Raw genomic sequence first — 22,178 nt, forward strand, 5'->3', positions numbered from 1 at the left:
TGAATTTTCCATGGGACTGGAAGAGAAGCTGCCGAGCGGCTTCCTGCTGACCACCGTCGAACAGGCCGCGGGCTGGGTGCGCAAGTCATCCGTCTTCCCCGCGACCTTCGGCCTCGCGTGCTGCGCCATCGAGATGATGACCACCGGAGCGGGCCGGTACGACCTGGCCCGCTTCGGCATGGAGGTCTTCCGGGGCTCTCCGCGCCAGGCCGACCTGATGATCGTGGCCGGCCGGGTGAGCCAGAAGATGGCGCCCGTGCTGCGGCAGGTGTACGACCAGATGCCGGCTCCCAAATGGGTCATCTCCATGGGGGTCTGCGCATCCTCGGGCGGCATGTTCAACAACTACGCGATCGTCCAGGGCGTTGATCACATCGTCCCGGTGGACATCTACCTGCCCGGCTGCCCGCCGCGGCCCGAGATGCTGATGGACGCGATCCTCAAGCTCCACCAGAAGATCCAGGGCTCCAAGCTCGGCGTGAACCGGGAAGAGGCGGCGCGCGAGGCGGAGGAGGCGGCCCTCAAGGCGCTCCCCATGATCGAGATGAAGGGGCTGCTCCGGTGAGCGAGACCCAAGAGCCCGCGAACGGCGGCAACGGCGGCGACCGAGGCAACGGCGGCAACGTCCCCGCCCCGCGCGACCGCGGCCCCGAGGTCATCGGGGCCCGCAAGGGCATGTTCGGCGCCGAGGCCGGCGGCGACACCAGCGGCTACGGCGGCCTGGTCCGCACCATCGCCCTGCCGGGCGCCTCCGCCCGGCCCTACGGCTCGTACTTCGACGAGGTCGTCGACGAGCTGGAGGGCGCCCTGGAGGAGCAGGACCTGGTCCCGGAGAACGCGATCGAGAAGACCGTGGTCGACCGGGGCGAGCTCACCCTCCACATCGCGCGCGAGCACCTCGTCCGGGTCGCACGCACCCTGCGCGACGACCCGGCCCTGCGCTTCGAACTGTGCACCGGCGTCTCCGGCGTGCACTTCCCCGGCGACAAGGGCCGCGAGCTGCACGCCGTCTACCACCTGCGCTCGCTCACCCACGGCCGGGTGCTGCGGCTGGAGGTCTCCGTCCCGGAGGGCGACCCGCACCTCCCGACGCTCGTCCCCGTCTACCCGACCAACGACTGGCACGAGCGCGAGACGTACGACTTCTTCGGCCTGGTCTTCGACGGCCACCCGGCCCTCACCCGGATCATGATGCCGGACGACTGGCAGGGCTTCCCCCAGCGCAAGGACTACCCGCTCGGCGGCATCCCCGTCGAGTACAAGGGCGCCCAGATCCCGGCTCCCGACCAGCGGAGGTCGTACAGCTGATGTCCACGTCAAACCACGCCTCCGCGCGCGAGACCACCGAAGGCACCGTCTACACCGTCACCGGCGGCGACTGGGACGAGGTCGTCCGGTCGGCCGCCAAGGCCGACGACGAGCGCATCATCGTCAACATGGGCCCCCAGCACCCGTCCACCCACGGAGTGCTCCGCCTGATCCTGGAGATCGACGGGGAGACGGTCACCGAGGCCCGCTGCGGCATCGGCTACCTGCACACCGGAATCGAGAAGAACCTCGAATACCGGAACTGGACGCAGGGCACCACCTTCGTGACGCGCATGGACTACCTGACGCCGTTCTTCAACGAGACGGCGTACTGCCTCGGCGTCGAGAAGCTGCTCGGCATCACCGACCAGGTCCCGGACCGCGCCACGGTCATCCGCGTCCTGCTGATGGAGCTCAACCGGCTCTCCTCCCACCTGGTGTGCATCGCCACCGGCGGCATGGAGCTGGGCGCGACCACGATCATGATCTACGGCTTCCGGGACCGCGAGCTGATCCTCGACATCTTCGAGCTGATCACCGGCCTGCGCATGAACCACGCGTTCGTCCGCCCCGGCGGCCTCGCGCAGGACCTGCCCCCCGGCGCCGTCGACCAGCTGCGCGAGTTCGTCAAGACCATGAAGAAGAACCTGCCGGAGTACGACAAGCTCGCCACCGGCAACCCCATCTTCAAGGCCCGCATGCAGGACGTCGGCCACCTCGACCTGACCGGCTGCATGGCCCTCGGCGCGACCGGCCCCGTCCTGCGCTCCGCCGGCCTCCCGCACGACCTGCGCAAGTCGGACCCGTACTGCGGCTACGAGGACTACGAGTTCGACGTCCCGACCACCGACACCTGCGACTCCTACGGGCGGTTCCTCATCCGGCTGGAGGAGATGCGCCAGTCGCTGCGCATCGTCGAGCAGTGCCTGGACCGGCTGGAGCCCGGACCGGTCATGGTCGCCGACAAGAAGATCGCCTGGCCCGCCCAGCTGGCGATGGGCCCCGACGGACTCGGCAACTCGCTCGACCACATCAAGAACATCATGGGCACCTCCATGGAGGCCCTCATCCACCACTTCAAGCTGGTGACCGAGGGCTTCCGGGTACCGGCCGGCCAGGCGTACGCGGCCGTCGAGTCCCCCAAGGGCGAGCTCGGCGTCCACGTCGTCTCCGACGGCGGCACCCGCCCCTACCGGGTCCACTTCCGGGACCCGTCCTTCACCAACCTGCAGGCCATGGCAGCGATGTGCGAGGGCGGCCAGGTCGCCGACGTCATCGTCGCCGTCGCCTCCATCGACCCCGTGATGGGAGGCGTCGACCGATGACAGACATCTCGCTGGGTATGCCCCAGCTGCCGGCCCCCGACTTTCCGGCGGAGGTGCGCGAGCGCCTCGAAGCGGACGCCAGGGAGGTCATCGCCCGCTACCCCGACAGCCGCAGCGCGCTGCTGCCCCTGCTGCACCTGGTCCAGTCGCAGGAGGGCTACGTCTCGCGCACCGGCGTCCGCTTCTGCGCCGAGGTGCTGGGCCTGACCACCGCCGAGGTCACCGCCGTCTCCACCTTCTACACGATGTACCGGCGCAAGCCGTCCGGGGACTACCAGGTCGGGGTGTGCACCAACACCCTGTGCGCGGTGATGGGCGGCGACGCCATCTTCGACGAGCTCAAGGAGCACCTCGGGGTCGGCAACAACGAGACCACCCCCGACGGCAGGGTCACGCTGGAGCACATCGAGTGCAACGCGGCCTGCGACTTCGCCCCCGTGGTGATGGTCAACTGGGAGTTCTTCGACAACCAGACCCCCGAGTCCGCCAAGGCCATGGTCGACGACCTGCTGGCCGGCCGCCCGGTCGCCCCGACCCGGGGCGCGCCGCTGTGCACGTACAAGGAGACCGCCCGGATCCTGGCCGGCTTCCCGGACGAGCGCGAGGGCGCCGTCGAGGCGACCGGCGGCGCCGGACCCGCCTCCCTGATCGGACTGCGGCTCTCCCGCGGCGAGAGCCCGCACGCCTCGATCGTGCACCCGCGGGGCGAGGCCGGCGGCACAAACGCCACCGAGGGAGGGGAGTGATGTCCGTGTCCACACCGAACGGAAGCCTCGGAGGCACCTCCCGGCCGGACGCCGGAGGAGGCACGAGCCCGGAGAAGCTGCTCGCCCCGGTGCTGTCGGCGTTCTGGGACGAGCCCGAGTCCTGGACGCTGGAGACCTACCGGCGCCACGGAGGCTACGAGGGCCTGCGCAAAGCGCTGGCGATGACGCCGGACGAGGTGATCGCCTACGTCAAGGACTCCGGCCTGCGCGGCCGCGGCGGCGCCGGCTTCCCCACCGGCATGAAGTGGCAGTTCATCCCGCAGGGCGACGGCAAGCCGCACTACCTCGTCGTGAACGCGGACGAGTCGGAGCCGGGAACCTGCAAGGACATCCCCCTCCTCTTCGCCAACCCGCACTCCCTCATCGAGGGAATGATCATCGCCTGCTACGCGATCCGCTCGCAGCACGCCTTCATCTACCTGCGCGGCGAGGTCGTCCCGGTCCTGCGGCGCCTGCACGAGGCCGTGCGCGAGGCGTACGAGGCCGGTTACCTCGGCACGGCCGAACAGCGGGCCGGCAAGGGCCCCGGGAACGGTTTCGACCTCGACATCACGGTGCACGCGGGAGCGGGCGCGTACATCTGCGGCGAGGAGACGGCACTGCTCGACTCGCTCGAAGGCCGGCGCGGCCAGCCCCGGCTGCGCCCTCCCTTCCCTGCCGTGGAAGGGCTCTACGCCTGCCCCACCGTCGTCAACAACGTCGAGTCCATCGCCTCGGTCCCCGCGATCCTGAACAAGGGCAAGGACTGGTTCAAGGCGATGGGCACGGAGAAGTCCCCCGGGTTCACGCTCTACTCCCTCTCCGGGCACGTCGCGGGCCCCGGCCAGTACGAGGCCCCGCTCGGGATCACCCTGCGCCAGCTCCTCGACATGAGCGGCGGCATGCGTCCCGGGCACCGGCTGAAGTTCTGGACCCCCGGCGGCTCCTCCACCCCCATGTTCACGGACGAGCACCTCGACGTCCCGCTCGACTACGAGGGCGTGGGCGCGGCCGGCTCGATGCTCGGCACCAAGGCCCTCCAGTGCTTCGACGAGACCACCTGCGTGGTGCGGGCCGTCACCCGCTGGACGGAGTTCTACGCCCACGAGTCCTGCGGCAAGTGCACCCCCTGCCGGGAAGGCACGTACTGGCTGGTCCAGTTGCTCCGCGACATCGAGGCCGGCAAGGGCGTCATGTCCGATCTCGACAAGCTGAACGACATCGCCGACAACATCAACGGCAAGTCCTTCTGCGCGCTCGGCGACGGCGCGGCGAGCCCGATCTTCTCCTCGCTCAAGTACTTCCGCGAGGAGTACGAGCAGCACATCACGGGCAAGGGCTGCCCCTTCGACCCCAAGAAGTCGACCCTCTGGGCTGACACGGAGGTGAACGCATGACCGTCACCACTGACACTCCCGCCGGTGGCGGAGAGACCGCGGGGCCGCGGCGGGCCGCCGAGGACACGGTCTCGCTGACCATCGACGGGATCGAGCTGTCGGTCCCCAAGGGCACCCTGGTCATCCGGGCCGCCGAGCAGCTCGGCATCGAGATCCCCCGGTTCTGCGACCACCCGCTCCTCGACCCCGCCGGCGCGTGCCGCCAGTGCATCGTCGAGGTCGAGGGCCAGCGCAAGCCGATGGCCTCCTGCACCATCACCTGCACCGACGGCATGGTCGTCAAGACCCAGCTGACCTCCCCGGTCGCCGACAAGGCCCAGCGCGGGGTGATGGAGCTGCTGCTCATCAACCACCCGCTGGACTGCCCGGTCTGCGACAAGGGCGGCGAGTGCCCGCTGCAGAACCAGGCCATGTCCCACGGGAACGCCGAATCGCGGTTCGAGGGCAGGAAGCGGACCTACGAGAAGCCCGTCCCCATCTCCACCCAGGTGCTGCTGGACCGGGAGCGGTGCGTGCTCTGCGCGCGCTGCACCCGCTTCTCCAACCAGGTGGCCGGCGACCCGATGATCGAGCTGCTGGAGCGCGGCGCGCTCCAGCAGGTCGGCACCGGCGAGGGCGACCCCTTCGAGTCGTACTTCTCCGGCAACACCATCCAGATCTGCCCCGTCGGCGCCCTCACCTCGGCCGCGTACCGGTTCCGCTCCCGCCCCTTCGACCTCGTCTCCTCCCCGAGCGTGTGCGAGCACTGCGCGGGCGGCTGCGCGACCCGGACCGACCACCGCCGCGGCAAGGTGCTGCGCCGGCTGGCCGCCGAGGACCCCGAGGTCAACGAGGAGTGGATCTGCGACAAGGGCCGCTTCGGGTTCCGTTACGCACAGCGCCCGGACCGGCTCACCACCCCGCTGGTGCGCGGGGCCGACGGGATCCTCGCCCCCGCGAGCTGGCCCGAGGCCCTGGCGGCCGCGGCCGCGGGCCTCACCGCGGCGCGCGGACGGGCCGGAGTGCTCACCGGCGGCAGGCTCACCGTCGAGGACGCCTACGCCTACGCCAAGTTCGCCCGCGTCGTGCTGGACACCAACGACATCGACTTCCGGGCCCGCGTGCACAGCGCGGAGGAGGCCGACTTCCTGGCCGCCACCGTGGCCGGCACCGGCAAGGACCTCGACGGTACGGGGGTCACGTACGCCTCGCTGGAGGCGGCGCCGGCCGTCCTGCTCGCCGGCATCGAGTCGGAGGAGGAGGCCCCCGGGGTCTTCCTGAGGCTGCGCAAGGCGCACCGTACGCGCAAGCAGCGGACCTTCGCCCTCGCCCCCTTCGCCACCCGGGGCCTGGACAAGGCCGGCGGCACCCTGCTGGCCGCCGCCCCCGGCACCGAGCCCGAGTGGCTCGACGCCCTCGCCACCCGCACCGGCCTGGAGGCGGGCGGGGCGGTCGCGGCCGAGGCGCTGCGCCTGCCCGGCGCCGTCATCGTCGTCGGGGAGCGCCTCGCCGGAGTGCCGGGAGCGCTGACCGCGGCCGTCCGGGCCGCCGCCGCGACCGGGGCCGCCCTGGTGTGGATCCCGCGCCGGGCCGGCGAGCGGGCCGCCGTCGAGGCCGGCGCGCTGCCGTCCCTGCTGCCCGGCGGCCGCCCGGCCACCGACCCGCGGGCCCGCGGCGAGGTCGCCACCGCCTGGGGTCTGGACGAGCTCCCGCACCGCTACGGCCGCGACACCGGCCAGATCGTCGAGGCCGCGGCCTCGCGCGAACTGTCCGCCCTGCTGGTCGCGGGCGTGGAGGTCACCGACCTGCCCGACCCGGCCCGGGCGCGGATCGCCCTCCAGGAGGCCTTCGTCGTCTCCCTGGAACTGCGGCCCGGTGAGGTCACCGACCACGCCGACGTGGTCCTCCCGGTCGCCGCGGTGGCCGAGAAGGCGGGCGCGTTCATCAACTGGGAAGGCAGGGTCCGGCCGTTCGAGGCCGCGCTCAAGCCGGAGCAGATGACCCGGCGCCTCGCCCCCGCCGACGCCCGCGTGCTGCACATGCTGGCCGACGCGGCCGACCGGCCGATCGCCCTGCCCGACGTGCACGCCGTACGCCGGGAGCTGGAGCGGCTCGGCCCCTGGGAGGGCGAGCTCGCCACCGAGCAGTCCACCGACCGGGTGCCGGTGCCCCGCCCCGGAGCGGGCGAGGCGGTCCTCGCGGGCCACCGGCTCCTCCTGGACCTGGGCCGGCTCCAGGACGGCGACGACGCCCTGGCCGGCACCCGGCACGAGGCGAGCGCCCGCCTGTCGGCCGCCACGGCCGCCGAGACGGGCGTCAAGGACGGAGACGTCCTCGCGGTCACCGGCCCCGCCGGCAGCGTGCGACTCCCGCTCCGGGTCACCGCGATGCCCGACCGCGTCGTGTGGCTCCCGTTGAACTCCACCGGTTCCGGCGTCCTCGCCGACACCGGCGCCCGCCCGGGCACCCTCGTCCGGATCGGACCCGCGACCCCGGCCGGCGCCGACGGCACCACTGCGGAGGTGGGCGCGTGAACGCGGTACACGGTGATCTCGTACAGCTCGCCGCGGAGGACCTGTCCCTCTTCGGGCGGGACGTCTGGTGGCTCGTCGTCATCAAGGCGGTGTTCTGCTTCGCGTTCCTGATGGTGACGGTGCTCTTCTCCATCGTGTGGGAGCGCAAGGTCGTCGCCTGGATGCAGCTGCGCATCGGCCCCAACCGGCACGGCCCCTGGGGCATGCTCCAGTCGCTCGCCGACGGCGTGAAGCTGATGCTCAAGGAAGACGTCATCGTCAAGCGGGCCGACAAGGTCGTCTACGTCCTGGCCCCGATCATCGCGGCGATCCCGGCGTTCATGGCCATCGCGGTGATCCCCTTCGGGCCCGCGGGCAACGAGGTCTCCATCTTCGGCCAGCGCACCACGATGCAGCTGACCGACCTGCCCATCGCGATGCTCTACATCCTCGCGGTGGCCTCGGTCGGCATCTACGGCATCGTCCTCGCGGGCTGGTCCTCGGGATCCACGTACCCGCTCCTGGGCGGCCTGCGCTCCTGCGCGCAGATGATCTCCTACGAGATCGCCATGGGCGCGGCCTTCGCCTCGGTGTTCCTCTACTCCGGGTCGATGTCGACCTCGGCGATCGTGGAGGCCCAGGCCGACCGCTGGTACATCGTCCTGCTGCCGGTCTCCTTCATCATCTACGTCATCACGATGGTCGGCGAGACGAACCGCGCCCCCTTCGACATGCCGGAGTCCGAGGGCGACCTGGTCGGCGGCTTCAACACCGAGTACTCGTCCATCAAGTTCGCGCTGTTCATGCTCGCCGAGTACGTCAACATGGTCACCGTCTCGGCGGTCTCCGTCACCCTCTTCCTGGGCGGCTGGCGGGCCCCGGCGCCGATCTCCACGTACTGGGAGGGCGCGAACCACGGCTGGTGGCCGATGCTCTGGTTCGTCCTGAAGGTGCAGCTGCTGCTGTTCTTCTTCATCTGGCTGCGCGGCACGCTGCCGCGCGTGCGCTACGACCAGCTGATGAAGCTCGGCTGGAAGGTCCTGATCCCGGTCTCCGTGGTCTGGCTGATGCTCGTGGCGACCGTCCGGGCCCTGCGCAACGAGGCCTACGACTTCAGCGAGATCGTCCTGTACGTCGGCGGCGCCGTCGTCGCCGTCCTGCTGCTCTCCTTCGTCGCCGACCTGTACCGCGACAAACGCGAGAAGGCGGCCGTCGAGCAGGCCGGCAAGGCCGCGGCCGACGAGCCCTTCGACCCGCTCGCCGGCGGCTTCCCCGTACCGCCCAAGCCCGGCCAGCGCCTGGCACCCGTACCCCGCCGACGGCCCCGCGGCGAACGGGAACCGGCGGCCATCGGCGGAACGAACACTGACAGTGACCGAGAGGAGGCTTGAGAAATGTCTGACGAGAAGTGGCACAACCCGGTGGCCGGCTTCGGCGTGACCTTCAAGGCCATGTTCAAGAAGCGGCTCACCGAGCAGTACCCCGAGGAGCGGAAGACCACCGCCCCGCGCTTCCACGGACGGCATCAGCTCAACCGGCACCCCGACGGTCTGGAGAAGTGCATCGGGTGCGAACTGTGCGCCTGGGCCTGCCCCGCCGACGCGATCTACGTCGAGGGCGCGGACAACACCGAGGAGGAGCGCTACTCCCCGGGTGAGCGGTACGGCCGGGTCTACCAGATCAACTACGCCCGCTGCATCCTGTGCGGACTGTGCGTCGAGGCGTGCCCCACGAGGGCGCTGACCATGACGAACGAGTTCGAACTGGCGGACTCCAGCCGCGAGGCGCTCATCTACACCAAGGAGCAGCTGCTCTCCGGCCTCACCGAGGGCATGGTCGAGGCACCGCACTCGATCTTCCCCGGCACGGACGACCAGGACTACTACCGGGGCCTGGTGACGGGTGCCGCCCCCGGCACCGTCCGGCAGGTCGCCGTCTCCAAGGGCGAGACGGCCACGGGGACGGCCACGGGCGAGACCACCGGGAGCGGGACCGCCGGGAGCGGGACGGCCGACGGCGGCGCTGCGGCGGACGGCCCCCGGCACAAGGAGGTGGACGCGTGAGCACCATCGCCGCGACCCTCACCTCCACCGGCGAGGCCGTGCAGTTCTGGATCCTCGGCACGGTCGCCGTCATCGGCGCGCTGGCCACGATCCTGATGAAGAAGGCCGTGCACAGCGCCCTCAGCCTGGCCGGGACGATGATCATCCTGGCTGTCTTCTACCTCGCCAACGGCGCGTACTTCCTCGGCGTCGTCCAGGTCGTCGTCTACACCGGCGCGATCATGATGCTGTTCCTCTTCGTGGTCATGCTCGTCGGCGTCACCGCCGCCGACTCCCTGAAGGAGACGCTCAAGGGCCAGCGCTGGCTGGCCGCCCTGTGCGGGCTCGGCTTCGGCATCCTGCTGATCGCCGGCATCGGCCACGCCCGGCTCACCCACTTCAACGGGCTCGGCCGGATCAACTCCGGCGGCCACGTCGAGGGCCTGGCGCAGCTGATCTTCACGAAGTACGTCTTCGCCTTCGAGATCACCGGCGCGCTGCTGATCACGGCAGCCGTCGGCGCCATGGTGCTCACCCACCGCGAGCGCACCGAGCGGGCCGCCACCCAGCGCGAACTCGCCGCCAAGCGCGTCCGCGAGGGCGTCCAGCTCCCGCCGCTGCCCGCCCCCGGCGTCTACGCCCGGCACAACGCGGTGGACGTCGCCGGCCTGCTGCCGGACGGCACCCCCTCCGAGCTCACGGTCAACCAGACCCTGCGCGCCCGCGGCCAGATCCGCGACGTCTCCAGTGAGGCGCTCGACGACCTCAAGGCACTGGAACAGGCGTCCTCGGAGCGCCTCGGCCGTGAGGAGGCCTCGAAGTGAACCCGGTCAACTACCTCTACCTGTCGGCCCTGCTGTTCACCATCGGCGCGGCCGGCGTCCTAATCCGGAAGAACGCGATCGTGCTGTTCATGTGCGTCGAGCTGATGCTCAACGCCTGCAACCTCGCCTTCGTCACCTTCTCCCGTATGCACGGCAACCTCGACGGCCAGATCATCGCGTTCTTCACGATGGTCGTCGCCGCCGCGGAGGTCGTGGTCGGCCTGGCGATCATCGTGTCGCTCTTCCGTACCCGCCACTCGGCCTCGGTCGACGACGCCAGCCTGATGAAGCTGTAAGGGGCGTTTCACAGTGGAGAATCTGATTGCGCTGCTGGTGGCGGCGCCCCTGCTCGGAGCGGCGGTGCTGCTGTGCGGCGGCCGGCGCCTCGACCGGGTCGGCCACTGGATCGGCACCCTGCTCGCGGCCGTCTCCTTCGGCATCGGCGTGGCCCTGTTCGCCGACATGCTGGGGCGCGGCGCCGACGACCGGACCCTGCACCAGCGCCTGTTCACCTGGATCCCCGTCGAGGGGTTCCAGGCGGACATGGCCTTCCAGCTGGACCAGCTGTCGATGACCTTCGTCCTGCTGATCTCCGGGGTGGGCACGCTCATCCACGTGTACTCGATCGGGTACATGGAGCACGACGAGCGCCGCCGCCGCTTCTTCGGCTACCTGAACCTGTTCGTCGCGGCGATGCTGCTGCTCGTCGTCGCCGACAACTACCTGCTGCTGTACTTCGGCTGGGAGGGCGTGGGCCTGGCCTCCTACCTCCTGATCGGGTTCTGGCAGCACAAGGCCAGCGCGGCCACCGCCGCGAAGAAGGCGTTCCTGGTCAACCGCGTCGGCGACATCGGCCTGTCGATCGCGATCATGCTGATGTTCACCACGTTCGGCACCTTCGCCTTCGGGCCGGTGCTCGGAGCGGTCGGCGAGACATCGGAGGGCACGCTGACGGCCATCGGCCTGATGCTGCTGCTGGCCGCCTGCGGCAAGTCCGCCCAGGTCCCGCTGCAGTCCTGGCTCGGCGACGCGATGGAGGGCCCGACCCCGGTCTCGGCCCTGATCCACGCGGCGACGATGGTGACCGCCGGCGTGTACCTGATCGTCCGCTCGGGCGCCATCTTCAACGGGGCGCCGGACGCCCAGCTGGTGGTCACCATCGTGGGCGCGGTCACGCTGCTCTTCGGTGCGATCGTCGGTTGCGCGAAGGACGACATCAAGAAGGCCCTCGCCGGCTCGACGATGTCCCAGATCGGCTACATGATCCTGGCCGCCGGCCTCGGCCCGATCGGCTACGTGTTCGCCATCATGCACCTGGTCACGCACGGCTTCTTCAAGGCGGGCCTGTTCCTCGGCGCCGGTTCCGTGATGCACGGGATGAACGACGAGGTCGACATGCGCAAGTACGGCGGACTGCGGACCTACATGCCGGTCACCTTCGTGACCTTCGGCCTCGGCTATCTGGCGATCATCGGCTTCCCGGGCCTGTCCGGGTTCTTCTCCAAGGACATGATCATCGAGGCGGCCTTCGCCAAGGGCGGCACCCAGGGCTGGATCCTCGGCGGCGTGGCCCTCCTGGGCGCCGGCATCACCGCCTTCTACATGACCCGCGTCATGCTCCTCACCTTCTTCGGCGAGAAGCGCTGGCAGCCCGACGCGGACGGCCACGAGCCGCACCCGCACGAGTCCCCGAAGTCCATGACCGTCCCCATGGTCATCCTGGCGTTCGGATCGGTCTTCGCGGGCGGGTTCTTCGGCATCAACGACCGCTTCCTGAAGTGGCTGGAGCCCGTCACGGGCTACGCGCACGGCCACCCCCCGGTCAGCGCCCTGACGGTGACGCTGGCCACCATGGTGGTCCTCGTCGTCGGCGCCGCCATCGCCTGGGCCATGTACGGCCGGCGGCCCGTCCCCGTCCTGGCCCCGCGCGGCTCGGTCCTCACCCGGGCCGCCCGCCGGGACCTGCTCCAGGACGACTTCAACCACGTCGTGCTGGTGCGCGGCGGAGAGCACCTGACCCGCTCGCTCGTGTACGTCGACCACAGCCTGGTCGACGGAGTGGTCAACGGGACGGCCGCCTCGGTCGGCGGCCTCTCGGGCCGGCTGCGCAAGCTGCAGAACGGCTACGCCCGCAGCTACGCGGTGTCGATGTTCGGGGGCACGGCGATCCTGATCGCCGCGACCCTGCTGATGAGGGCGGTGTGAAATGAACTTCCCGCTTCTGACGGTGACGGCCGCGGTCCCCGCGGTCGGCGCCATCCTTACGGCGGCCGTCCCCGCGACCCGCAGGACCGCCGCCAAGTGGCTCGCGCTGTCCTTCTCGCTGGCGACGCTGGCCCTGGCCGCGCTCGTCGCGATCCGCTTCGAGCCGGGTGGCGACCGCTACCAGCTCACCGAGTCCCGCTCCTGGATCGCCGACTTCGGCGTCCGCTACGAGCTGGGCGTGGACGGCATCGGCGTGGTCCTCATCGGCCTCACCGCGCTGCTCGTGCCCTTCGTGATCGGGGCCGGGTGGAACGACGCCGACCCGCTGGAGACCGAGGCGTCCAAAAGCGGCACCGACGCGGGCTCCCGCTGGCGGCCGACGCAGGGCTTCTTCGCCCTGATCCTGCTGGTCGAGGCGATGGTGATCATCTCCTTCGAGGCCACCGACGTCTTCCTCTTCTACATCTTCTTCGAAGCCATGCTCATCCCGATGTACTTCCTCATCGGCGGCTTCGGGGACCGGGCCCACTCCGGGTCCGAGGAGAACGCGGCCGCGCAGCGCTCGTACGCGGCGGTCAAGTTCCTCCTCTACAACCTGGTCGGCGGCCTGATCATGCTGGCCGCCGTCATCGGCCTGTACGTGGTCGCCGGGAACTTCTCGCTCCAGGAGATCGCCGCCGCCCGCGCCGCGGGCACGCTCGACATGGCGACCAACACCGAGCGGCTGCTCTTCCTCGGCTTCTTCTTCGCCTTCGCGGTGAAGGCCCCGCTGTGGCCCCTGCACACCTGGCTGCCCAACGCGATGGGCGAGTCCACCGCCCCGGTCGCCGTGCTGATCACCGCGGTCGTCGACAAGGTCGGCACCTTCGCGATGCTCCGCTTCTGCCTCGGCCTGTTCCCGGAGGCCAGCAAGTGGGCCACGCCGGTGATCATCGTCCTGGCGCTGATCAGCATCGTCTACGGCGCGCTGGTCGCGGTCGGCCAGCGCGACATCAAGCGGCTGGTCGCCTACGCCTCGATCTCGCACTTCGGCTTCATCGTCCTCGGGATCTTCGCGATGACCTCCCAGGGCCAGTCCGGCGCCACCCTCTACATGGTCAACCACGGCCTGTCGACGGCGGCGCTGATGCTGGTCGCCGGCTTCCTGATCTCGCGGCGCGGCTCCCGGCTCATCGCCGACTACGGCGGCGTGCAGAAGGTGGCCCCGGTCCTGGCCGGCACCTTCCTGATCGGCGGCCTCGCCACCCTCTCGCTGCCGGGTCTCGCGCCCTTCGTCAGCGAGTTCCTGGTCCTGGTCGGCACGTTCGCCCGGTACCCGGTGGCCGGCATCGTCGCCACCGTCGGCATCGTGCTGGCCGCCCTCTACACGCTGGTGCTGTACCAGCGCACCATGACCGGCCCCCTGAAGGAGGAGGTCCGCACCATGCCGGACCTGCGCCTGCGGGAGGTGCTGGTGGTCGCCCCGCTGATCGCGGTCCTGATCGGCCTGGGCGTCTACCCCAAGCCGCTGACGGACATCGTCAACCCGGCGGTGAAGCACACCATGTCGGACGTCAAGCTGACCGACCCGAAGCCCGAGGTGGCTGTCGAGGCCAAGAATGGGGAGGCGGCGAAGTGAGCGCAGTGACTGCTGCCCAGAGCCTGCTGACGGTGGCGGCGGAGGGTCCGGTCGACCGGATCCCGGCGCCGGTCATCGAGTACGCGCAGCTCGCGCCCACGCTGATCGTGGTGGGCGCGGCGATCGTCGGGATCCTGGTCGAGGCCTTCGTGCCCCGCCGGTCCCGCTACTACGTCCAGGTGTTCCTCGCCGTCGCCGCGCTGGCCTCGGCCTTCGCGGCGGTCGTCGGCCTGGCGGCCGCCGGGTACGGGGGCACGAAGGCGCACATCGCCGCCATGGGCGCCATCGCCGTGGACGGGCCGGCGCTGTTCCTCCAGGGCACCGTCCTGCTGGCGTCGATCGTCGCGATGTTCACCTTCGCGGAACGGCGCCTGGACCCGGCCTCGCACGGCAACCGGGTGGACTCCTTCGCCGCCCAAGCGGCGTCCGTACCCGGCAGCGAGAGCGAGAAGGCCGCCGTCAAGGCGGGCTTCACCACCACCGAGGTCTTCCCGCTGGCCATGTTCGCGATCGCCGGCATGCTGATCTTCCCGGCGGCCAACGACCTGCTGACGCTGTTCATCGCCCTGGAGGTCTTCTCCCTCCCGCTGTACCTGCTCTGCGCCGTCGCCCGCCGCCAGCGGCTGATGTCGCAGGAGGCCGCGGTCAAGTACTTCCTCCTGGGCGCCTTCTCCTCGGCCTTCCTGCTCTTCGGCATCGCGCTGCTCTACGGGTACGCGGGCTCGGTCTCGTACGCGGTGATCGCGGACGTCGTGGACGGCACGGTCGCCGCGGTGGACCCGGCGCTGGCCGCCACCATGGGCAACGACGCACTGCTGCTGATCGGCGGCGCGCTGATCCTCATGGGCCTGCTCTTCAAGGTGGGCGCGGTCCCCTTCCACATGTGGACCCCGGACGTCTACCAGGGCGCCCCGACCCCGGTCACCGGCTTCATGGCGGCGGCGACGAAGGTGGCGGCCTTCGGCGCCCTCCTGCGCCTGCTGTACGTGGTCCTGCCGGGGCTGCGGTGGGACTGGCGGCCGGTGATGTGGGGCGTCGCGATCGTCACGATGCTGGCGGGCGCGGTGATCGCCGTGACCCAGACGGACGTCAAGCGGCTGCTGGCGTACTCCTCGATCGCGCACGCCGGCTTCATCCTGGCCGGTGTGATCGCGACCTCCGCGGAGGGCGTCAAGTCCGTCCTCTTCTACCTGCTCGCGTACTCCTTCGTGACGATCGGCGCCTTCGCGGTGGTCACGCTGGTGCGCGACGCGGGCGGCGAGGCCACACACCTGTCGAAGTGGGCCGGTCTGGGCCGGCGCTCCCCGCTCACGGCGGCCGTGTTCGCGGTGTTCCTGCTGGCCTTCGCGGGCATCCCGCTGACCTCCGGCTTCGCCGGGAAGTTCGCGGTGTTCAAGGCGGCGGCGGAGGGCGGCGCGGGAGCGCTGGTCGTGGTCGGCGTCCTGTCGTCCGCGATCGCCGCGTTCTTCTACATCCGGGTGATCGTCCTGATGTTCTTCAGCGAGCCGAAGGCCGACGGCCCGACCGTGGCCGTCCCGTCGCCGCTGACGATGACGACCATCGCGGTGGGCGTCGCGGTCACCCTGGTCCTGGGTGTGGCCCCGCAGTACTTCCTGGAACTGGCGGGACAGGCGAGCACGTTCGTCCGCTGACGGGTTCGTCGTACGGGACAGGGCCCGGCCCCTTTCGAAGGAGCCGGGCCCCGTCGCGTGTGCGGGCTACTCGGCGGTGCGCCGTTTCGGAGTGATGGCGGTCAGGTCGAGGTCGATGGGGAAGGGATACGAGACTTTGAGGCGGTCGTGGAAGATGCCCGCGGTCCCGTAGCTCCCGGTCGACGGGTCCAGTTCGTAGACGTAGACCACGGCACGACCATCCTTGTTCTCCACGCGCCAGAAGTGACGAATGCCCGCCTCCGCGTACTTGACCGGCTTGACGCCGCGGTCACGACCGAGGGACTCGGCCGAGACCACTTCGATGGCCAGTCGGACGGACTCCGCAGGGAGCCGGGTCTGGTCCAGATCGCCCACGGCACTCTCGTCCACGACGATGACATCGGGTTCGGGGCGGTTGTGACGGTCGATGTCGATCGTGAACTCGCGGAAGACCTCCAGGCCCGGCAACTGCTGATCCATGAGCTGCCAGGTGAGGAAGTTGACCGCGCGCATGTGGAATTGAGTCTGCGGACGCACGAAGACCAGGATCCCGTCGATCAGCTCCGTGTGCGGAGGCAGATTCGGAAGCGTGTCCAGGTCGTCGGCAGTCCAGCCGCCCGGCGGTGGGATCGGCCAGCTGTGTTCCGGGTTCATCCGTGCTCCCATGAGCCGCAGTCTCGCGCGTGCGGCCAGCGTAGCGCCGGGGGAACCCGGAACACCGCCCCTACGAGTGAGTCATATGCCCGGAGCACTTCACTGCCGGGTTCCAGTTGTGGAAGAGGCCTGCCGGGTTGTGCTTGTAGGCCCACAGGTGGAGGTCGAAGTGCTTCGGCATCCCCGGGGTGTGGCCCGGCATCGGACCATCGAAGGGGAGGCCGAACATCCGGGGCCGGCCGGCCGTCGTCGCCAGGTTCTGGTCCGGGTCCGAGACCATCCACTCGACCGCGTACAGCTTCCGGCCGCCGCCGGGGCCCTTCTCCGGGCCGTAGATGATCGCCGTGGGCTTCGCCGGGTCGGTCGAGCCCCAGCGGGACCTGTTCTCGTAGTGGTAGCCCATCGAGCCGGGGCCGCGCGGGTTGTCCATGCAGTCGTCGGTGCGGACGTAGCCGTCCGCGACGGCCGCCTTCTCGTTCTCGTACTTGGCCGTCACCCGGTAGGCCGTCGCCAGGTCGAGCATGGCCCGGCGGTCCTTGGGATCGGGCGCCGGTCCGACCACGGCCTGAGCCGGGGGCAGGGCGGCCAGGGCTATGGACGCGGCGGCGGCGCAGACGAGGACGGCCGTGCGGGAACGGGCGGACATCGGTACTCCTGCCGATCGGGGGCGTTTCGTCCACCATCGGGGCGTACGGGGGGCCGTGCACGCCCCGTGCCTCCGAACGGGGGCACGGGGAGGGCGGCAGGGCGTCAGGGGCGGGTGGTGCCGGGCAGGCAGCGGGCCTCGGGGTTGAACGTGGCGAACAGTCCGGCCGGGTTGTCCTTCCAGAGCCAGACGTGCAGGGCGTAGTGCGTCTTCTGGCCCTTGAACCGGCCCGGGATCGGTCCCTTGAAGGGCTGCCCGAAGAGGCTGGGGCGGTCGTCGTCGGTCTCCACCCTGCCGTCGCGGTCCATGACGACCCATTCGAGGGCCACGAGGCGGCGGCGGCCGCGCGCGTCGTCCTCGTAGAGCAGCGCCGCCGGCTTCGCGGGGTCCAGGGAGTCGTCGTGGGCGTGGTTGAAGTGCGGGTAGCCGATGGCCCCGGCGCCGGCCGGGTCCTGGACGCAGTACTGGTCGGGGACGTATCCGGCCGCGACCGAGCGCTCCACCAGGGTGTACCGGGCGCTCGCCGCAGCGGCCCGGGCGAGCTCGGCCCGAGCGGCGCCCGGCCGGGCCGGGGCGGCGGAGGTGCCGGAGGTGCCGGGCGGGCCGGGGTGGGCCCCGGCGGGGGTCGCGGCGAGGGTCAGCGCCGTCGCGGCGGCGAGGGACAGGGCGAGCATGCCGGTACGAGAGGCCATACGAGAGGCCATACGGGGGCTCCTTGGGCGGTCGCGGGGAAAGCCAGCCCGAGGAGCATCACCCGCACCGCCCCCGCGGCCCGCGCGCCGGGCCGCCCGCCACCCCCGGGCCGCCCGCCCGGCGTACGTCCGGAGCGCGCCGGGCGTACACCGAAGGCAGCGCCGGGGGCGGGCGGGCCCGTCAGTTCGTTGCCGCCACGATGCGGCCGGTGACCTCGCCGAGGCCGACGCGGACGCCGTCCGGGCCGGGGGCCCAGGCGGTGAGGGTGACGGTGTCGCCGTCCTCCAGGAAGGTGCGCTTGCCGTCGGCGAGCTCGATGGCGTCGCGGCCGTTCCAGGTGAGCTCCAGCAGCGAGCCGCGCTGGCCGGTCTCCGGGCCGCTGACGGTGCCCGAGCCGTAGACGTCGCCGGTGCGCAGCGAGGCGCCGTTGACGGTCATGTGCGCGAGCTGCTGCGCGGCGGTCCAGTACATCGTCGCGAACGGCGGGCGGGCCACCTCCTGCCCGTTGAGGGCGACGGTGATGTGCAGGTCGAAGCCGCCGGGGCGGTCGCTGCCCGCGTCGTCGAGGTAGGGCAGGAGGGGGAAGTCCCGGGCGGGCGGGGCGACGCGGGCCGAGTCCAGGGCCTCCAGGGGGGTGACCCAGGCCGAGACCGAGGTGGCGAAGGACTTGCCGAGGAAGGGGCCGAGCGGGACGTACTCCCAGGCCTGGATGTCGCGCGCCGACCAGTCGTTGAGGAGGAAGGCCCCGAAGACGTGGTCCTCGAAGTCGCCCAGCGCCACCGGCCGGCCCTGCTCCGACGGGGTGCCGACGACGAATCCGACCTCGGCCTCGATGTCGAGCTTGACGGACGGGCCGAAGACGGGCGCCGGGTCGGCGGGCGCCTTGCGCTGGCCGCTGGGGCGTACGACGTCGGTCCCGGACACGACGACCGTGCCCGAACGTCCGTGGTAACCGATCGGCAGGTGCTTCCAGTTGGGGGTCAGCGCGTCCCCGTCGGGGCGGAACATCCGTCCCACGTTGGTGGCGTGGTGCTCACTCGCGTAGAAGTCGACGTAGTCGGCGACCTCGTACGGCAGGTGCAGGACGACCTCGTCGAGCGGCAGCAGGTGCGGCTCCACCGCCGGGCGGTGCCCGGGGTCGGTGACCCAGGCGGTCAGCGCGCGGCGCACATCGCGCCAGGCGGTCCGCCCGGCGGCCATCAGCGGGTTCAGCGAGCCCTGCCCGAGCAGCCCGGCGTACGGGGAGCCGAGGGCGTCCGCGGCCGCGCCCGCGTCGAGCACGTACCCGCCGATCCGCACCCCGATCCGGCGCCGCGCGGGGTCCCGCGGGGTGGAGAAGACGCCGTACGGGAGGTTGTGCGGCCCGAACGGGTCGCCCTCGGGGACATCGAGGGGGCTCTGCTGGGGCATGGGGTGCTGCCTCACTTTCGATGCGGTCCGGGGGTGTCCCGGCGGCTGGTTGACACGTTACGTGGCTGATGGGGTGTGTGGGAGGCCAGATACGGGCGCTATTTGTAGGACTTGTCCAAAGGGGTCCGTATCCTTGGCGCCGTGACTTCCGCCCTCCCCTATGCCTTGATCGCCACTGACCTGGACGGGACTCTGCTGTGCGCCGGGGACACCGTCTCCGCCCGCTCGTACGCGGCGCTCGCCACCGCCCGCTCGGCCGGCGCCCGGCACATCGTCGTCACCGGCCGCCCGGTCCCCCAGGTCCGGCACGTCCTGGACGACCTCGGCTACACGGGGCTCGCGGTCTGCGGACAGGGCGCGCAGGTGTACGACGCGGCGCGCGGCCGCCTCCTGCACTCCGTGTCCATGGACCGGGGGCTGGCCGAAGTGGCCCTCGGCAAGATCGAGGCGGAGATCGGCGAGGTCTACGCGGCGGTGAACCAGGAGGGCCTGGACGCGGAGATGCTGATAGGGCCCGGCTACCGGATGTGGCAACCGCACCTGCCGACGGTCCGCGTACCGCGCCGCGGCGACCTGTGGTCGGCCCCCATCAACAAGGTCCTGCTGCAGCACCCCGAGCTGGACGACGACGAGCTGACGCGGGTGGCGCGGTCGGTGGTGGGGGACCTGGTGAACGTCACGATGGCGGGGGAGCACACCGTGGAACTCCAGCCCCCGGGCATCGACAAGGCGAGCGGGCTGGCGCGGGCCGCGCAGCTCCTGGGGGTGCCGGGGTCGGGGACGATCGCGTTCGGGGACATGCCGAACGACGTCCCGATGTTCGCGTGGTCGGCGCACGGGGTGGCCATGGCCAACGCCCACCAGGAGCTGGTGGCCGTCGCGGACGAGGTCACCCTCTCGAACGAGGACCACGGCATCGCGGTGGTCCTGGAACGCCTCTACGGCTGAGCCGCCCTCGCGGGCGGCCCGCGAGGCCGGCGCGGCCCCCCGGGTCAGCCCGCCGCGCGGGGGAGGCGGCGCTCCCACGTGCGGTGGAAGACCACCTCGTCCCCCTCCCGGCACACCACCTCGTTCGACGTCAGGAAGCCGCCCTCGTCGCACGACACCTCCGACCGCGTCTCCACCCGCACGTCCCAGCCCCGCTCCGGCCGGTGGAGCCGGATCTTCCAGTCCGACCGGGCGCGGGCGGACAGCGGGTCCGCCTCCTGGATCTCGTACACCTCCAGCGCGTCCTCGCCGTACTCCAGCCCGTCCGGGAACACCCGCGTGCCCCCGTACCGGGGGTCCACCTCCAGCCGCCACGTCCCGCGCGCGACGTCCCGGACGACGAGCCGTTCCGGACGCGGCTCGTCCAGCGTCGCCGGGTGCACGACCCGCAGCGGCTCCGCCTGCTCCGGCGCCTCGAAGGCGATCCCCCCGTCCGCCGGGGACGGCGTGCGGACCGGGAGCGTCAGCGTGCTGCCCGCCGGGTCCAGGGTCCAGCCGGCCTCCGACCCGGCCCGGGGCCAGACCCACGGCCAGTACGCGGAGGACAGGGCCAGCCGGATCCGGTGCCCCGGCGGGAAGCAGTGCCCGATGCCGCTCAGCTCGAAGGTGACGTCCTCGTACGCGCCCGCGGGCCACGGCACGGCCCGGTCCCGGCCCCGGCGGGCCGAGAGGTTCAGCGCGCCGCGCGTGACCAGGGTCGAGGCGCCGTCCGGGGCCACGTCGCACAGCCGCGCCACCACCTGCCCGTACGGCACGTCCAGGCGCAGCCGCAGCGTCGCCGACGGCCGTCCGAGGATCCGCACCGGCTCCCGGCCGCCCACCGGGAACTCGAAGCACGCCGACTTCGCGTCCTCCTCCCGCTGGTCGGGCGGCAGGTCGGAGTCGTTGCCGGAGGGGAGGAACCGGCCCGCGTCGAGCCCGGTGTGCTGCGGGGAGGCGACGGCCACGGGCGCGCCCTGGAGTCCGTACGGGACGGGCACGACGGCGGCGGACGGCCAGGACCGGTCGCCGACCCAGCGGCCGGGGAGCGTGTCGTACACCGTCGCGGGCGGGTGGGAGTCGCTGATCCAGGAGCGGAGCAGCGGCTCGCGCATCACCCCGTTGTCGGCCCCCTTCAGCCAGTGGTCCCACCAGCGCAGGGTCTCCTGGAGGAAGCCGATCGCCGGACCCGGCGGCAGTCCCTGGTCCGGGTACTGGTGCGACCACGGGCCGATCAGGCCGCGGATGCGGGAGGAGGGCAGGTGCTCGACCAGCCGCAGCACGGTGTCCCGGTACGGGTCGTGCCAGCCGCCGACCGCGAGGACCGCCGCGCCGATCGCCGTGTAGTCCTCGCAGACGCTGCCGCGGCGCCAGTAGTCGTCGCGGGTCTGGTGCGAGAGCCAGGTGTGGATGAGCGGTTCGACGCCCTCCAGCCGGTCCAGCCACAGCTCCCGCCAGCCGTCGCCGACGAATTCCGGGTCCGGCGGGCGGGCGGCGAGGGCGAGCACGGTCGCCGCCCACGCGTGCGTGCCGACGGCCAGGACCGAGCCGCCCGTGCAGTGGACGTCGTTGTCGTAGCGGTCGTCCGTGGAGCAGACGGTGACGACCGCCTTCAGGGGCTCGGGGGCGAGCGCGGCGATCTGCAGGGAGCTGCACCCGCCCCACGCGATGCCGAACATGCCGACCGACCCGGTGCACCACGGCTGGGCCGCCAGCCACTCCACCACCGCGACCCCGTCGGCCGACTCACGGGCGCTGTACTCGTCCCCCGGCCGGCCCCCGCTGCAGCCGTGGCCGCGCACGTCGACCCGTACGGAGGCGTAGCCGTGCCCGGCGTACCAGGGGTGGCGTTGGCGGTCGCGCGGCGCGGTCCAGTCGGTGAGGCGGTACGGGAGGTACTCCAGCAGCGCCGGCACGGGCTCGTCGGTGACGGGGCGCCAGATCCTGGCGTAGAGCTCCACGCCGTCGGGCAGCGGGATCCGGACATCCTCGTGCGTGGTCGCGTAGGGGAACTCGGTGCGGATGATCATGGGTGTCCAGTCGCCGGTCGCCTCGGTGGACGGGGTGCGCCGTGCGCCGCGGCCACGGCGCGGGGCCGGGCACGGCCGGGCCGGCCCGCGAGGGCCGGGCTGCCGATGATCTTCGTCACTGTGCCCGGACCGTCGGTCCGGACGGGGTGGCGGGGCCGCGGGGGTGGCCG

The 22,178-nt window shown here is 71.5% G+C and carries 19 protein-coding genes; 14 read left to right on the plus strand and 5 right to left on the minus strand.

From position 1 onward, the window contains the following. Positions 1 to 10: 10 nt before the first annotated feature. From ACFWUQ_RS09860 to nuoN, 13 genes are read left to right on the plus strand one after another with little or no spacing between them, the layout of a single operon-like run. Positions 11 to 565 carry an NADH-quinone oxidoreductase subunit B family protein gene (locus tag ACFWUQ_RS09860; protein WP_329380917.1) on the plus strand — a complete coding sequence of 185 codons (555 nt, stop codon included), beginning with the start codon at positions 11 to 13 and terminating at the stop codon, positions 563 to 565. After that, positions 562 to 1,308 carry an NADH-quinone oxidoreductase subunit C gene (locus tag ACFWUQ_RS09865; protein WP_384535321.1) on the plus strand — a complete coding sequence of 249 codons (747 nt, stop codon included), beginning with the start codon at positions 562 to 564 and terminating at the stop codon, positions 1,306 to 1,308. Before ACFWUQ_RS09860 ends, ACFWUQ_RS09865 begins: the two co-directional genes overlap by 4 nt. Continuing rightward, positions 1,308 to 2,633, plus strand: a complete 1,326-nt coding sequence (locus ACFWUQ_RS09870; protein ID WP_384535323.1) for an NADH-quinone oxidoreductase subunit D — start codon at positions 1,308 to 1,310, stop codon at positions 2,631 to 2,633. Before ACFWUQ_RS09865 ends, ACFWUQ_RS09870 begins: the two co-directional genes overlap by 1 nt. Continuing rightward, on the plus strand, positions 2,630 to 3,379 hold the full coding sequence (gene nuoE, locus ACFWUQ_RS09875) for an NADH-quinone oxidoreductase subunit NuoE (protein WP_384535325.1): 750 nt from the start codon (positions 2,630 to 2,632) through the stop codon (positions 3,377 to 3,379). Before ACFWUQ_RS09870 ends, nuoE begins: the two co-directional genes overlap by 4 nt. After that, positions 3,379 to 4,776 carry an NADH-quinone oxidoreductase subunit NuoF gene (gene nuoF / locus ACFWUQ_RS09880; RefSeq protein WP_384535328.1) on the plus strand — a complete coding sequence of 466 codons (1,398 nt, stop codon included), beginning with the start codon at positions 3,379 to 3,381 and terminating at the stop codon, positions 4,774 to 4,776. Before nuoE ends, nuoF begins: the two co-directional genes overlap by 1 nt. Then, entirely contained in the window at positions 4,773 to 7,289 is a 2,517-nt protein-coding gene (locus tag ACFWUQ_RS09885) for an NADH-quinone oxidoreductase subunit G (RefSeq protein ID WP_384535331.1), read from the plus strand. The genes nuoF and ACFWUQ_RS09885 overlap by 4 nt, the downstream gene beginning before the upstream one ends. Then, positions 7,286 to 8,659: an NADH-quinone oxidoreductase subunit NuoH gene (nuoH, locus tag ACFWUQ_RS09890; RefSeq protein WP_384535334.1), complete on the plus strand. Its 1,374-nt coding sequence runs from the start codon at positions 7,286 to 7,288 to the stop codon at positions 8,657 to 8,659. Before ACFWUQ_RS09885 ends, nuoH begins: the two co-directional genes overlap by 4 nt. Positions 8,660 to 8,662: 3 nt before the next feature. After that, positions 8,663 to 9,331, plus strand: coding sequence for an NADH-quinone oxidoreductase subunit NuoI (gene nuoI / locus ACFWUQ_RS09895; protein ID WP_384535336.1), 669 nt, complete (start codon positions 8,663 to 8,665; stop codon positions 9,329 to 9,331). Continuing rightward, complete coding sequence (locus ACFWUQ_RS09900) at positions 9,328 to 10,134, plus strand: NADH-quinone oxidoreductase subunit J (RefSeq protein WP_384535337.1); 807 nt, start codon at positions 9,328 to 9,330, stop codon at positions 10,132 to 10,134. The genes nuoI and ACFWUQ_RS09900 overlap by 4 nt, the downstream gene beginning before the upstream one ends. Continuing rightward, the gene (gene nuoK, locus ACFWUQ_RS09905) at positions 10,131 to 10,430 is read left to right on the plus strand and encodes an NADH-quinone oxidoreductase subunit NuoK (RefSeq protein WP_112449176.1); all 300 of its coding nucleotides are present in this window, start codon (positions 10,131 to 10,133) and stop codon (positions 10,428 to 10,430) included. Before ACFWUQ_RS09900 ends, nuoK begins: the two co-directional genes overlap by 4 nt. Before the next feature lie 13 nt (positions 10,431 to 10,443). Then, on the plus strand, positions 10,444 to 12,339 hold the full coding sequence (nuoL, locus tag ACFWUQ_RS09910; RefSeq protein ID WP_384535340.1) for an NADH-quinone oxidoreductase subunit L: 1,896 nt from the start codon (positions 10,444 to 10,446) through the stop codon (positions 12,337 to 12,339). A 1-nt stretch (position 12,340) separates the two neighbouring features. After that, a complete protein-coding gene (locus ACFWUQ_RS09915; protein WP_384535341.1) occupies positions 12,341 to 13,957 on the plus strand; it encodes an NADH-quinone oxidoreductase subunit M in 1,617 nt (538 codons plus the stop codon). Between the two features lie 5 nt (positions 13,958 to 13,962). Continuing rightward, positions 13,963 to 15,609 (plus strand): NADH-quinone oxidoreductase subunit NuoN, encoded by a 1,647-nt coding sequence (gene nuoN / locus ACFWUQ_RS09920; RefSeq protein WP_384535385.1) that lies wholly within the window; start codon positions 13,963 to 13,965, stop codon positions 15,607 to 15,609. Positions 15,610 to 15,675: 66 nt separating this feature from the next. Here nuoN and ACFWUQ_RS09925 read toward each other — a convergent pair whose 3' ends face one another. The 4 genes from ACFWUQ_RS09925 to fahA all read right to left on the minus strand — a co-directional run bounded on the left by ACFWUQ_RS09925 (position 15,676) and on the right by fahA (position 19,012). After that, the gene (locus tag ACFWUQ_RS09925; RefSeq protein WP_384535343.1) at positions 15,676 to 16,275 is read right to left on the minus strand and encodes a Uma2 family endonuclease; all 600 of its coding nucleotides are present in this window, start codon (positions 16,273 to 16,275) and stop codon (positions 15,676 to 15,678) included. 58 nt (positions 16,276 to 16,333) lie between these two features. Then, complete coding sequence (locus tag ACFWUQ_RS09930; RefSeq protein WP_384535345.1) at positions 16,334 to 16,909, minus strand: hypothetical protein; 576 nt, start codon at positions 16,907 to 16,909, stop codon at positions 16,334 to 16,336. Positions 16,910 to 17,013: 104 nt separating this feature from the next. Continuing rightward, positions 17,014 to 17,613, minus strand: a complete 600-nt coding sequence (locus ACFWUQ_RS09935; protein ID WP_384535347.1) for a hypothetical protein — start codon at positions 17,611 to 17,613, stop codon at positions 17,014 to 17,016. A gap of 169 nt (positions 17,614 to 17,782) precedes the next feature. Next, on the minus strand, positions 17,783 to 19,012 hold the full coding sequence (gene fahA / locus ACFWUQ_RS09940) for a fumarylacetoacetase (protein WP_384535349.1): 1,230 nt from the start codon (positions 19,010 to 19,012) through the stop codon (positions 17,783 to 17,785). A 141-nt stretch (positions 19,013 to 19,153) separates the two neighbouring features. Here fahA and ACFWUQ_RS09945 point away from each other — a divergent pair, with 141 nt between their 5' ends. Then, positions 19,154 to 19,960 (plus strand): HAD family hydrolase, encoded by an 807-nt coding sequence (locus tag ACFWUQ_RS09945; protein ID WP_384535352.1) that lies wholly within the window; start codon positions 19,154 to 19,156, stop codon positions 19,958 to 19,960. Between the two features lie 44 nt (positions 19,961 to 20,004). On the opposite strand, the gene ACFWUQ_RS09950 is transcribed toward ACFWUQ_RS09945, so the two are convergent. Next, entirely contained in the window at positions 20,005 to 22,008 is a 2,004-nt protein-coding gene (locus tag ACFWUQ_RS09950) for a CocE/NonD family hydrolase (RefSeq protein ID WP_384535354.1), read from the minus strand. Between the last annotated feature and the right edge of the window lie 170 nt (positions 22,009 to 22,178).

Origin of the sequence: Streptomyces sp. NPDC058662 (genome assembly GCF_042716255.1) — a bacterium.
In the GTDB taxonomy this organism is placed as follows: Bacteria; Actinomycetota; Actinomycetes; order Streptomycetales; family Streptomycetaceae; genus Streptomyces.